Source organism: Morganella psychrotolerans (assembly GCF_001676055.1).
In the GTDB taxonomy this organism is placed as follows: Bacteria; Pseudomonadota; Gammaproteobacteria; order Enterobacterales; family Enterobacteriaceae; genus Morganella; species Morganella psychrotolerans_B.
On record NZ_LZEX01000008.1, the window covers coordinates 16,791 to 29,022 of the forward strand.

11 protein-coding genes and 1 pseudogene are annotated in these 12,232 nt (G+C 46.3%); 6 read left to right on the plus strand and 6 right to left on the minus strand.

Translation table 11 applies throughout. The features are described 5' to 3' along the window. Positions 1–14: 14 nt before the first annotated feature. Positions 15–2,531 (minus strand): glycerol-3-phosphate 1-O-acyltransferase PlsB, encoded by a 2,517-nt coding sequence (plsB, locus tag AYY17_RS07300; protein WP_067422587.1) that lies wholly within the window; start codon positions 2,529–2,531, stop codon positions 15–17. Between the two features lie 138 nt (positions 2,532–2,669). Between plsB and AYY17_RS07305 the strand changes: the two genes are divergently transcribed. Continuing rightward, positions 2,670–3,041, plus strand: coding sequence for a diacylglycerol kinase (locus tag AYY17_RS07305; RefSeq protein WP_067400747.1), 372 nt, complete (start codon positions 2,670–2,672; stop codon positions 3,039–3,041). A 117-nt stretch (positions 3,042–3,158) separates the two neighbouring features. Continuing rightward, positions 3,159–3,773 (plus strand): transcriptional repressor LexA, encoded by a 615-nt coding sequence (lexA, locus tag AYY17_RS07310; RefSeq protein WP_067422589.1) that lies wholly within the window; start codon positions 3,159–3,161, stop codon positions 3,771–3,773. A gap of 82 nt (positions 3,774–3,855) precedes the next feature. Here the strand turns inward: lexA and zur are convergent, their stop codons facing one another. Further along, entirely contained in the window at positions 3,856–4,299 is a 444-nt protein-coding gene (gene zur / locus AYY17_RS07315; protein ID WP_235845322.1) for a zinc uptake transcriptional repressor Zur, read from the minus strand. A gap of 248 nt (positions 4,300–4,547) precedes the next feature. Here zur and AYY17_RS07320 point away from each other — a divergent pair, with 248 nt between their 5' ends. Further along, a complete protein-coding gene (locus AYY17_RS07320) occupies positions 4,548–5,018 on the plus strand; it encodes a YbaK/EbsC family protein (RefSeq protein WP_067422593.1) in 471 nt (156 codons plus the stop codon). 54 nt (positions 5,019–5,072) lie between these two features. Here AYY17_RS07320 and AYY17_RS07325 read toward each other — a convergent pair whose 3' ends face one another. Then, on the minus strand, positions 5,073–5,405 hold the full coding sequence (locus AYY17_RS07325) for a helix-turn-helix domain-containing protein (RefSeq protein ID WP_067422664.1): 333 nt from the start codon (positions 5,403–5,405) through the stop codon (positions 5,073–5,075). A gap of 51 nt (positions 5,406–5,456) precedes the next feature. Next, positions 5,457–5,699 (minus strand): helix-turn-helix domain-containing protein, encoded by a 243-nt coding sequence (locus tag AYY17_RS22195; protein WP_067422595.1) that lies wholly within the window; start codon positions 5,697–5,699, stop codon positions 5,457–5,459. An 809-nt stretch (positions 5,700–6,508) separates the two neighbouring features. Here AYY17_RS22195 and AYY17_RS07335 point away from each other — a divergent pair. Continuing rightward, positions 6,509–7,705 carry a multidrug effflux MFS transporter gene (locus AYY17_RS07335; protein WP_067422597.1) on the plus strand — a complete coding sequence of 399 codons (1,197 nt, stop codon included), beginning with the start codon at positions 6,509–6,511 and terminating at the stop codon, positions 7,703–7,705. Positions 7,706–7,986: 281 nt separating this feature from the next. Continuing rightward, a complete protein-coding gene (gene dusA / locus AYY17_RS07340; RefSeq protein ID WP_067422599.1) occupies positions 7,987–9,033 on the plus strand; it encodes a tRNA dihydrouridine(20/20a) synthase DusA in 1,047 nt (348 codons plus the stop codon). A gap of 47 nt (positions 9,034–9,080) precedes the next feature. Here the strand turns inward: dusA and AYY17_RS07345 are convergent, their stop codons facing one another. Together AYY17_RS07345 and AYY17_RS07350 are read right to left on the minus strand one after the other, a co-directional pair. Continuing rightward, positions 9,081–9,404, minus strand: a complete 324-nt coding sequence (locus AYY17_RS07345; protein WP_067422601.1) for a hypothetical protein — start codon at positions 9,402–9,404, stop codon at positions 9,081–9,083. A 160-nt stretch (positions 9,405–9,564) separates the two neighbouring features. After that, positions 9,565–10,548 (minus strand): NADPH:quinone reductase, encoded by a 984-nt coding sequence (locus AYY17_RS07350; protein ID WP_067422603.1) that lies wholly within the window; start codon positions 10,546–10,548, stop codon positions 9,565–9,567. 256 nt (positions 10,549–10,804) lie between these two features. Between AYY17_RS07350 and dnaB the strand changes: the two are divergent. Continuing rightward, positions 10,805–12,210: pseudogene (dnaB, locus tag AYY17_RS07355) on the plus strand (replicative DNA helicase). Positions 12,211–12,232 lie beyond the last annotated feature (22 nt).

Below are 12,232 nucleotides of genomic sequence, written 5' to 3' on the forward strand. Positions count from 1 at the left end.
GTTCTCAGAATTGATCAGATCTGAGTTGTTTTATCTTGATTATCATCCGTATTATCTGCCGGCAGTGTTACATCAGTCTCTTGTGGTGCGGTTTCGTCTTGCTCCGCTTCCAGACTGACACTCTCAATGGTCAGACGTACTTCCGGCGACATCAGTTCAGCCAGCACGTTGTAGAATGCCTGTGCATTGGCCTCAATGATATCATCGCTGTCATTGATATAACCTTCTTCGCGCAGTGTGCTGACCAGAGTGGCAAACACCGCTTTATCGAAGAATTCAGGTGCATTGATCCCGTGCAGAACAGACAGGCGCTGTGCCAGCGTCCGGCTCTCTCTTTCCAGTGTTGAGCGGCTGATTTCCGGTGTGGCATTCAGCAGTGACAGTGTGATTGCATAACGCTGCAGTGTTTCACGCACCCCGGCGGCCAGCAGTTGTAACGGACGGATACGTGCCGGGTTGATCACCAGCACATTATCGTCTTTACGACAGATTAGCTTCTGACGGCATAGCTCATCAATAATGGTATCGAGAATATCCGGTAACTCTTCCCGGCTGTAACGCATAAATAATTCTGCTTTCAGCAGCGGATAGATCATGCCGACATGTTCACGGATTGTATCAATGCTGATACGGCGGTGATGGATCAGAATACTGGCGATAAGCGACGGCAGTACCAGCATATGCAGAATGTTGTTCCGGTAATATGTCATCAGAACGGCAGTTTCACGCGGGAGGACGATAATATCGCCGAGGCTGTCTTTTTCAACCTCAAACTTATTCATCTGTAATGCGTGTTCCAGCAGTGCTTCTGCTGTTTTATCCGGCGTGGTGCTGTCCGGTGAGTAAGGTACATTGCGCAGCAGTTGCAGGTAACAGTCAAGCTGTTCAAGCAGTTGCTCACGGGTCAGTGAACGCTGACGTGATGCGAGCAGGGCTGTTGTACACAGATTGATAGCATTTGCGGCAGCAGCATTATTGATGTTAACCATAATATTGCCTGCCAGCTCAGTTGCTGTCGGTGTCAGCCAGGACGGGCGCTGTGGTTCGACAGGATCAATCGCTTCACGCCAGTCCGGTACCCGGCGGGTCAGATACTGGGACAGCGGAATCGGCTGGCCGAAGTTAACATAGCCCTGACCGAGATTACGCAATTTGCGCAGTCCGCGCACCATCTGCATAAAACCTTCTTTCTGCTTGGTGGCACCCCGCAGCTCTTTTGCGTAAGTCCCCACTTCCATCACATGCTCATAGCCGATATACACCGGCACCAGGGTGATAGGACGGGAGTCACCGCGCAGCATCGCCTGGAGAGTCATAGAAAGCGTACCGGTTTTCGGTTCAAGCAGACGGCCTGTCCGTGAGCGTCCGCCTTCGACAAAGTACTCAATCGAATAACCGCGTGAGAATAATTCACTCAGATACTCGCGGAAAACCGTGGAGTAGAGTTTATTACCTTTGAAGCTACGGCGGATAAAGAATGCCCCGAGACGGCGGAAAATCGGACCGGCGGGCCAGAAATTGAGGTTAATCCCCGCGGCAATATGCGGCGGCACCAGTCCCTGATGATAAAGCACATAAGAGAGCAGCAGATAGTCCATGTGGCTGCGGTGGCACGGAACATACACTATCTCATGACCATCCTGCGCCAGCTGGCGTACCCGCTCGGCATTATGAACATTCAGCCCCTGATACAGGCGGTTCCATGTCCAGCGTAACACCCGGTCTGCAACACGCAGTGCATCGTAAGTGAAGTTTGCCGCCACTTCATTCATCATTGATACTGCATTTTGCCGGGCTTTTTCAGGGGTGATTTTTTTAGTCTTTGCTTCATCTTCAACTGCTTTTTCAATCACTTTGGATTTCAGCAGTTTATTAAATAATTCCTGACGAACCGGCAGTTTCGGACCGATTGCCGCCATGCGCTGGCGTGAAAAGTGAATACGGGCGACACGGGCCAGTTTATTAGCAATAATAGTGTCAGTGCCGTGCTCAGATGCCATCGCACCCATGGAGACCGGCTGAGAAAAGCGTACAAAGCTGTCGCGTCCGAGCCAGATAATGGCGAAAAATTTCTGAATACCGTTTAATAACCTCAGGTGTGGTACGCCGTTGTGCCCTTCGCGCCCGGGAGAGCGGCCGAACATCACAGAAACCGGCAGCATCTGAATATCCAGCGCAGGATTATTGCGGTGCAAATCCAGATACGCATGGAAAATATTGACCGAATCCTTACGCGGATTCAGGGCGTAATAACGGAATACCCGCGGGCCGTCGTCGATAAAGACATACCCCGGTAATGTGGTATTACCAATGGTATTATCTTCCAGCGGATCAGGCAGACCTTGTGCGAGGCATTGGCGGCGCAGCGTGAGTAAGTCAGCCTTGGAATGATAAGGGAGAACATAGAGTGTCGGATGTTGTGTATCCAGCCCCAGTTCGTTGACCGGATCCGTCGGGATCGGCTTGCTTTTTACCAATAATTTCAATGGTAAACTCAATGCGTTATAGTATATTTTACGCCAGAGTGACATAAATGTATGAAGCCTCTTGTTGATAATTCGCGCTCAGCATACCAGAAAGGCGAAGCCGGGTCTGTGTTACACCAATAATAACGCAGTGAAAAATCAGCGGCAAATTTTCAGATAATCAATGAATAAACAGTGACCAAAATGAAGAAAAATACCGGTTTTATACGTGTAATTAAAGCAGCAGGCTATTCCTGGAAAGGACTGAAAGCCGGATGGCAGCATGAAGCGGCTATCCGCCAGGAGTTGCTGGCACTTGTTCTTGCAGTGATTATTGCGTTTTCATTATCCTTTTCTGCTATTGAGCGGATTTTACTGGTCGGGTCTGTGGTGCTGGTGGTGGTGATTGAGCTGCTTAACAGTGCGATTGAAGCGGTTGTGGACCGAATCGGTACAGAGTACCACGTGCTTTCCGGGCGGGCGAAAGATATGGGATCGGCTGCGGTGCTTGTTACGTCATTACTCGGGCTGTTTATCTGGATTATGCTGTTTATCGGCTATTTTCAGCGCCTGTGACAGACTATTTTTTATGAAACATGCAGTTGTGTGCGTATTTCCCTCATGTTGTGGTTCCCAATCCTGAAATACCTGTATATACTCACAGCTTGACTGTATAAACAAACAGGGGGCGGAATGAAAGCACTGACGGCACGGCAACAACAGGTATATGACCTGGTACGTGACCATATTGCGCAGACGGGCATGCCACCAACGCGTGCAGAGATTGCGGCCCGCCTGGGTTTTCGCTCTCCGAATGCGGCGGAAGAGCATCTGAAAGCACTGGCGCGTAAAGGCGTAATTGAAATTATCTCGGGAGCGTCCCGGGGGATCCGTCTGCTTATGGAAGAAGAAGACGATGCAGGTTTACCTCTGATTGGTCGTGTGGCCGCAGGTGAGCCTTTATTAGCGCAGGAACATATCGAAAGCTATTATCAGGTTGACCCGTCACTCTTTAAACCCAGCGCAGATTTTCTGCTGCGGGTGAATGGCATGTCGATGAAAGATATCGGTATCATGGATGGTGATTTGCTCGCAGTGCATAAAACCCAGGACGTGCATAACGGTCAGGTGGTGGTTGCCCGCATTGAAGATGAAGTTACCGTTAAGCGGTTTAAGAAAGTAGGTAATAAAATTGAGCTTCACGCTGAAAATACGGAGTTCAGCCCGATTGTTGTCGATTTGCGGGAACAAAGTTTTATTGTTGAAGGTCTGGCTGTCGGGGTTATCCGTAACAGTGACTGGAACTGATTCAGCGATCGAAATGAGTTAATACGTAAATCGCTTAAAAAACCACAGTGCGCCGGAGACGGATTCTGTGGTTTTTTGTTATTCAGCGCCCGCGTTTATGCGGCTCTTCGTGGTCGTGCAGGCATTTATCTCTGTGTGTACAGGATTCAATATCATAGCAAGGCCGGCAATAGCCATGCGCTTCGATCACACTATGGCGGATATGAAATTGTGCGGCATCTGCCAGCAGATTAATTTGTGAATCAATCTGTTCGCCATCCCGCTCAGTAACACTATTACAGCGATCACAGATAAATAACACAGAGGTGTGGCTGGGTTTATCAAAGTGCGGGCACATAACAAAGCTGTTTGTGGATTCAATTTTGTGGATAAATCCTTGTTCCAGCAGGAATTCCAATCCCCGGTAGATAGTCGGCGGTTTTGCCTGCGGCTCTGTTTCCCGTAGTAAATCCAGTAGTTCATACGCACTGATGGCGCCGTACTGCCCGGCAATCAGCTGTAAAATAGCTTTACGCTGAGAGGTCATGCGCACACTGCGTGACTGGCACAGCGCTTCTGCTTTTTTTTAATAAAGATGTTATATCAACAGGTTGCATGACATTGCCTTCCGTTAACCAATAAATAGATAAACAACTCACTCTAGCATGAATTGCGGCAGAATAACCGGAACCGGTACTATTTTGTCGAAAAAACTGCTGCCAATTCAGGGCAAATTATGTTGAGCTTTCAGGGGCAGACACAATAAAACAAATAATAATTAAACGGAGTTCCTGAATGAGTATTGACGCTGTCCGTATCTGGCTTAACACACACGCCCCGGAGATAACGATCATTGAAACAGCACCGCCTACCGCAACAGTGGTACAGGCCGCAGAGGTTCATGGTGTGACTCCCGGGCAAATTTGTAAAACGCTCTCATTTAAACTGACGGATGAGAGCGCTATCCTGGTGGTTATGGCAGGAGATGCCCGCCTGGATAATAAAAAATTTAAAACACAGTTTGGCTGTAAAGCTAAAATGCTGACTGCTGATGATGTCGTTCTCTTTACCGGGCATCCGGTAGGCGGAGTGTGTCCTTTCGGGTTACCTGTACCGCTTGAGATCTATGCGGATCATTCTCTTAAACAGCATGAGGTTATTTTACCGGCAGCGGGATCGGCTAATTCAGCAGTACGGCTTGCTCCTGCCCGTCTGGCGGAACTGACTGATGCAAAGTGGATTGATGTCACGACACTGCCGGCATAATTAAAGGCTGCAATTACACTGAGCGGTGTTATTGCAGCAGGTATCCGGGGATGATTATATTATTGTCACGGGCAGTATGGTATCTGCGTCGTGCAGAAGCGTATTTTCCTCCGGCAGGTGATGGTGGATAAAAAAGAGCAGACCATCGTCAATAAAATAGTAGGGCGAGGTATTTAATACCCGGGAGATCCTCAGAATAATATCCAATGAAATTTTGGTACTGCCATTTTCATAGCGGGATATTTGCTGTTGTGATACGCCAATCATCCCGGCCAGTTCGGTTGAGGTGATACCGGTGAGTTTACGTATCTTGCGAATCTGTCCGCCGACCATTTTGTACATTTCGCCGATGCTGGTGTTCAGGTTATTATCTGTTTTATTACTCATTATCATCTGTCATTCTGGTTAATTACATATTAATGTTTATCAAATTAAAGCCTATTCATCATCACAACGGGTATCATCAAAAAAATAATTAACATTAATATTCAGGACGTCAGCGAGCATTAATAGCTTATCAAGCGGAATTAAACTCGCTCCCGTTTCATATCGGGATAGCTGTTGCTGTGAGATATTAATTTTCATTGACAGTTCTCTTCCTGTCAGGCATCGGGAAATACGCTGACACTTTATTTTTTTGCCAATAAACATCGCCAACTCATATTTATCATATGTTGTCATAAATTATTTTAGATAAACGGTTGTCATTAATAATATTGAAATTTAACTTGACGAATTTGTTTCCTCAAAGGGGGTCTTTAAAAAGTATAATCGATACCATTTTAATATGTAATATATACAAAAAAACAACAAAATATATACATCTTCACGGGCGTGACTAAGTATGAACACGGTAACCTCAACTATTTCATATTGTTATGGATCATCCATGGGTTTTAACATCTTACATGAATGACGGGTAAGGGGAATATTCTGATATTTACTCGGGATTATACTTAATATAAAGATATTGATGCTAAATATGTGTACATAATGGGCGATTAAACTACTGTAACGGATTGTGCGCTCACAGCTGATGTACTGAGGAACAAATGTGGGATACATCACAGCCTATAGGTACATTTGTTAAATCCATTACGGGTATGTCGGCGCTGACAGCAGAACAAATAATATAAAAGTTTCCATAAAGTATAAAAATAATTTCATTATATTTTAATTTATCAGAATCAACATATGATGGATTCCATTGATAACGACAGAGCTATATTAACGCAATATAGATAGTTTGTTCTATTTTATGATCCGGGTTTTATTTGTTATTATTTTATTTGCACATCATGAATGTGTTATTTTGTGGTGATTATAATATCTAATTAAAGTAAGTGAAATAAAAGTCAGATGATATTTATATGTAATGATATTGTATTCACGAGGTTTTGGTAATAACGCAGGAAAAGTGAAACTGTTGAAAAAAGCAGTGTTTAGTGTATTCTTCAGGTTTGTCAAAGAATTAGCGAATTATTCATTATATGCGAAATCTATTACCTTTATTACTTGTCATGGTTTTGCTCGGACCATTAGGTATCGATCTGTACCTGCCGACTATCCCCGCGATTGCAAAAGGATTGGGCAGCAGCGAGTCATTGATCCAGTCAACAATATCCTTATTTATTCTTGTATTAGGCCTTGGACAGTTGGTAACCGGGTATCTTGTTGACCGGTTCGGACGCAGGCCGATGGCTGTTATCGGTATTATTTTGTATATATCCGGCTCTCTGACTGCCGTATTTTCGGTGACACCGGCAATGTTTATTATTTCCCGTTTATTACAGGGGCTTGCTGTTTGTTGTACATCTGTCGTTGCATTCAGCAGTGTCCGTGATTGTTTTAACGGCAATGAAGCAGCCCGCGCTTTTGGTTTTTTAAACGGAACATTAAATATTGTTCCCGCATTAGCTCCGTTATTGGGCGGAATATTAGCCGAATATTTTGGGTGGAGGGCACCTTTTGGGTTCCTGACATTATATGCAGTAGTGATTTTGGTTCTTATAGTCAGATATCTTCCCGAAACCAGACCTGAAAATAAAAATGGAGCAAAAGAAAAACCGCTTAAAATTATGATTTCAATTTTAGGCAACAAGCGTTTTTTAATATTTTCATTAGTAAATGCCGGCACAATGGGAATGGCTTTAACGTATGTCTCTCTGGCACCAACAGTATTAATGGGCGACGCCGGGCTTAGTCCGCTGCTATTTTCGGTTGTTTTTGGTTTTAACGGATTCTGGATCATGGCTGTCAGTATGATAGCTAACCGTATTATCCAAAAAGCCGGTCGTCCTGTTTGCCTGTTTACCGGTGGCGGAATGATGATTGCAGGCTGTGCCGCGCTGGTAATCAGTTTATTGTTGATGCCGGCTGATATTCAGCGCCATTGGCTGGTGTATATGTTACCTGTGGTTATTTCATGTTCCGGGCTGGCGTTTATTATGGGCCCGGCAACCAGTTATGCACTGGAACCTTATTCAGATACAGCGGGTGTTGCTTCGGCGTTAGTCGGATTTATTCAGATGGCAGGTGGTGCGCTTTTCGCTCTCCTCGCAATAGCAGCGCCGTTACCGCCAAAACCAGCGCTGGCAATTGTTATGCTGTGTGGCGGATTGCTGGCGTGGAATGCATACCGGGTCAGTAAGAATGAACAACAGATGAAAAAAGAGAGCAGAGAATAATAATAACCCGGATATCGAAAGAATATGCGCCGATATAATTGATATGCTCGATAAATTCATCACGCTTATTATCCGGGTTAATATCCGCGCCTGCGCTGCTGCTCAGAGTGACGTATTATATCTGGATATGCTGTGCATCCGGTTCTGATTGCGGATCAGTGTACAGCTCATGCTCTGTGATACAATCACTCATCAGTTATGTGCTTCCTGATTTATATCCCTGCTCTTTGGGGTGCTGACAGGGGTGCCGATAAAGCAAAAACACACTAAAAAGACCAAATATGCACCAAAATACGCCAACAGAAAAAACCACAGAAAACCAGCAACCACGCGCCGTCAGCGGCTATAAGAACCTTAACCGCTTTTCCGTGGCACCGATGCTGGACTGGACTGACCGTCATTGCCGGTATTTCCACCGCAAACTCAGCCGCCATGCCCTTTTATATACAGAAATGGTGACGACCGGGGCAATCTTGTTCGGTAAAGGTGACTATCTGGCGTATAACGAGGCTGAACATCCGGTAGCCCTGCAATTGGGCGGCAGTGACCCGATGGCACTCGCTGAATGCGCGAAGCTGGCACAGGCGCGCGGATATGATGAAATCAATCTCAATGTGGGTTGTCCTTCTGATCGTGTGCAAAATGGTATGTTTGGTGCCTGTCTGATGGGAAATGCTGCACTGGTTGCAGATTGTGTTGCCGCGATGCGCGATGTGGCAGATATCCCGGTAACAGTAAAAACCCGGATTGGTATCGACGATCAGGACAGCTATGAATTTCTCTGTGATTTTGTCGGCACAGTAGCAAATCGCGGGGGATGTGAGATGTTTATTATCCATGCCCGCAAAGCCTGGCTCTCCGGACTCAGCCCGAAAGAGAACCGCGAAATTCCGCCACTGGACTATCCGCGGGTTTATCAGCTGAAAAAAGATTTTCCGAATCTGATAATGGCACTGAACGGCGGTGTCAAAACGTTGGAAGAAGCAAAAATACATCTGCAATATATGGATGGGGTAATGGTCGGACGCGAAGCGTATCAGAATCCGTCGATTCTGGCACAGGTGGATAATGCGTTATTTGATAACGCGTTGCCGGTCACGGATACCATTGCCGCGATTGAATCCATGTATCCGTATATTGAAGAAGAACTGGCTAAGGGAACGTATCTGGGGCATGTCACTCGTCATATGCTGGGTATTTTCCAGGGGATCCCGGGCGCGCGTCAGTGGCGGCGTCATCTGAGCGAAAATGCACATAAAGCGGGAGCGGATGTGAAAGTCATTGAAGCTGCGCTGGCATTTGTTACCCGAAAGGGTAATGAAGAATAATATAAATTATGAATGAACTCTCCGACCGGAGAGTTCATTTAGATCAATTACAGTGAATCAAAGAAACGATTATAACAAGCAACCATATAATTTATTTGTGCATTGAATGCATCTTTAATTTCTTCTTTCTTTTCTGCTGTTTCTGCTGCTTCTGTTTTTTTCTTCATAATAAAAAAACTTTCCTGCATTAACTGTACTGTAACGTCAGCCGATTTTTGAAAAGCAGAAAGACTATTATTTTTTCCATATTGTTCAAGAAGGGAATCAAATTTTTTGTCAGCTTCATCACGGATCATCTGAAACTCAGTATTGGTAATGTGTCCATCTTTATAAATAAAATCAATAAGATATTTAATTTCATTATTACTCATGCTAATTCCTTTTATTATTGTCTCCGGAGAACAAAGGATAAATACCCGTGAGTGAGCAGTCAATGAAAATAACGATATAGATTTAGTATGGTTATTGGTTATATATAAATAAGCGCTTGTTAAATAACGAGCGCTTATTAATTATGAAATAATATATATTTTAAGGAATTAAAATACTGGAACCGGTTGTTGCGCGGCTTTCCAGGCGCTGATGGGCTAGTTTTGCGTCTTTCAGCGGATAAACCTGATCCACCGGAATGGAAATCGTCAGTTTGCCGCTCAGGATCAGGTCAAAAATGGCTTTGCTGGCTTCATTTAATTCTTCACGGTTAGTGATATAACCAAAGACAGAAGGGCGGGTCACATACAGTGAGCCTTTTTTATTTAAAATGCCCAGATCTACGCCTGTTACCGGGCCGGATGCATTACCGTAGCTGACCATCAGGCCGCGACGTTTCAGGCAGTCGAGAGAGGGCAGCCAGGTATCTTTCCCGACAGAGTCATAGACGACACTCACTTTTTCGCCGTTAGTCAGTGCCAGCACGCGCTCAGTTATATCTTCTTTATTATAATTAATGGTTTCCCATGCACCGGCGGCTTTTGCTTTCTGCGCTTTTTCCTCAGAGCCGACCGTACCGATCATTTTCGCGCCCAGTGCTTTTGCCCACTGACAGGCAATTTGTCCCACGCCACCGGCGGCGGCATGGAACAGGAAAATTTCCCCGGCTTTTACTTCATAGGTTTTGCGCAGCAGATAAAAGGCGGTCATGCCTTTCATAAAGCAGGCGGCAGCCGTTTCAAAGCTTATCCCGTCAGGCAGAACAGCCAGTTTTTCTTCCGGTACATTATGAATTTCACTGTATGCACCCAGCGGAGATTGCCCGTATACCACGCGATCCCCCACTTTAATGTGCTTAACACCGGCACCAATTTTTACCACCACACCTGCGGCCTCTGAACCAACGCCCGATGGTGAAACCGGTGCCGGATATAGCCCGCTGCGAAAGTAGGTATCAATATAATTCACGCCGATCGCTTTATTCTCTACCTGAACCTCACCAGGCGCCGGATCTGCCGGGGTGAAATCGCGGTATACCAGTACATCAGCGCTGCCGGGAGCATCAAATTCAATACGTTTAGCCATGAAGGGAACCTCATTCGGAAAAGAAACTGACTACTTACATGCGGATTACATGCAGGTTGACTGCGGGATCCCGCGGAAACAGTAAGCAGAAGAGATAATCAGATGATTTATTGTATTTGGCATAATTGCATGTCACTGAAAATTACTCAAGCTTCGTGCAATCGGCGGTAAATGAGGGCTATACTAGCCCATTGCGTCCCCCTTCCGGGACCAGACTATTCTCCCCGACTGACGTATCGATAAGTAAGAGAGTTTCATGGCCAGATATCCCAAGGACACCAAGAACGACAAACCCCGCGACCATCAGATGGAAGGCTGAAATTACCGCCGCATTCCCTGGAGGCTGAGCAGTCTGTTCTCGGCGGACTGATGCTGGATAACGAACGTTGGGATAATGTCTCTGAGCGTGTGACCAGCGAGGACTTTTTCAGCCGCCCGCACCGGACTATTTTCAGCCAGATGCAGCGCCTGCTGGAGCAGAGCCGTCCGATTGACTTAATCACGTTGTCTGAAGCACTGGATACGAGCGGCGAGCTGGATAATGTCGGTGGTTTTGCCTATCTGGCAGAGTTATCAAAAAATACGCCAAGTGCGGCGAATATCAACGCTTATGCAGATATCGTCCGCGAACGTGCGGTTATCCGCGATATGATTTCAGTCGCGAATGAGATAGCCGACGCCGGATATGATCCGCAGGGGCGTTCAAGTGAAGATCTGCTCGATCTGGCGGAATCCCGCGTGTTCCAGATCGCTGAAAATCGTGCCAATAAAAATGAAGGGCCGAAAGGGATCGACGCTATTCTCGAAGAGACGGTCGAAAAAATTGAAAAGCTGTATCAGCAGCCGCATGACGGTGTGACCGGCGTTTCTTCCGGCTATCATGATCTGGATAAAAAAACCGCTGGTTTGCAATCCTCTGATTTAATTATTGTTGCAGCGCGTCCGTCCATGGGGAAAACAACGTTCGCCATGAACTTATGTGAAAATGCGGCGATGACAGAAGACAAACCGGTGCTGATTTTCAGCCTTGAGATGCCCGGCAACCAGATCATGATGCGTATGCTCGCTTCTCTTTCCCGCGTTGACCAGACCCGGATCCGTACCGGACAGCTTGATGATGAGGATTGGGCGCGGATCTCCAGCACCATGGGTATTCTGCTTGAAAAGCGCAATATGTATATTGATGACTCTTCCGGCCTGACGCCGACCGATGTGCGCTCCCGCGCCCGGCGGGTTTACCGTGAGCACGGCGGATTGAGTATGATTATGATCGACTACCTGCAACTGATGCGTGTGCCGTCTTTGTCCGATAACCGGACCCTGGAAATTGCAGAAATCTCCCGCTCCCTGAAAGCACTGGCAAAAGAGTTACAGGTGCCGGTGGTTGCGCTCTCCCAGTTAAACCGTAGCCTGGAGCAGCGCGCAGAAAAGCGCCCGGTGAACTCAGACTTACGTGAATCAGGTTCTATCGAGCAGGATGCTGACCTTATTATGTTTATCTATCGTGATGAGGTTTATAACGAAAACAGTGATCTGAAAGGCGTTGCTGAAATTATCATCGGTAAGCAGCGTAATGGTCCTATCGGGACAGTCCGCCTGGCATTTAACGGGCAATGGTCGCGTTTTGATAACTATGCCGGACCGAGTTATGACGATGAATAATCCACCTGAATTCAGTGCAGGC

What these genes read in the sequence shown, in the direction of transcription:
- plsB (WP_067422587.1), bottom strand. Translation starts at nt 2,531, where the DNA reads ATGTCACTCTGGCGTAAAATATACTATAACGCATTGAGTTTACCATTG.
- AYY17_RS07320 (WP_067422593.1), top strand. Translation starts at nt 4,548, where the DNA reads ATGAGTATTGACGCTGTCCGTATCTGGCTTAACACACACGCCCCGGAG.
- AYY17_RS07335 (WP_067422597.1), top strand. Translation starts at nt 6,509, where the DNA reads ATGCGAAATCTATTACCTTTATTACTTGTCATGGTTTTGCTCGGACCA.
- AYY17_RS07305 (WP_067400747.1), top strand. Translation starts at nt 2,670, where the DNA reads ATGAAGAAAAATACCGGTTTTATACGTGTAATTAAAGCAGCAGGCTAT.
- dusA (WP_067422599.1), top strand. Translation starts at nt 7,987, where the DNA reads ATGCACCAAAATACGCCAACAGAAAAAACCACAGAAAACCAGCAACCA.
- AYY17_RS07325 (WP_067422664.1), bottom strand. Translation starts at nt 5,405, where the DNA reads ATGAGTAATAAAACAGATAATAACCTGAACACCAGCATCGGCGAAATG.
- AYY17_RS07345 (WP_067422601.1), bottom strand. Translation starts at nt 9,404, where the DNA reads ATGAGTAATAATGAAATTAAATATCTTATTGATTTTATTTATAAAGAT.
- AYY17_RS07350 (WP_067422603.1), bottom strand. Translation starts at nt 10,548, where the DNA reads ATGGCTAAACGTATTGAATTTGATGCTCCCGGCAGCGCTGATGTACTG.
- AYY17_RS22195 (WP_067422595.1), bottom strand. Translation starts at nt 5,699, where the DNA reads ATGACAACATATGATAAATATGAGTTGGCGATGTTTATTGGCAAAAAA.
- lexA (WP_067422589.1), top strand. Translation starts at nt 3,159, where the DNA reads ATGAAAGCACTGACGGCACGGCAACAACAGGTATATGACCTGGTACGT.
- zur (WP_235845322.1), bottom strand. Translation starts at nt 4,299, where the DNA reads ATGACCTCTCAGCGTAAAGCTATTTTACAGCTGATTGCCGGGCAGTAC.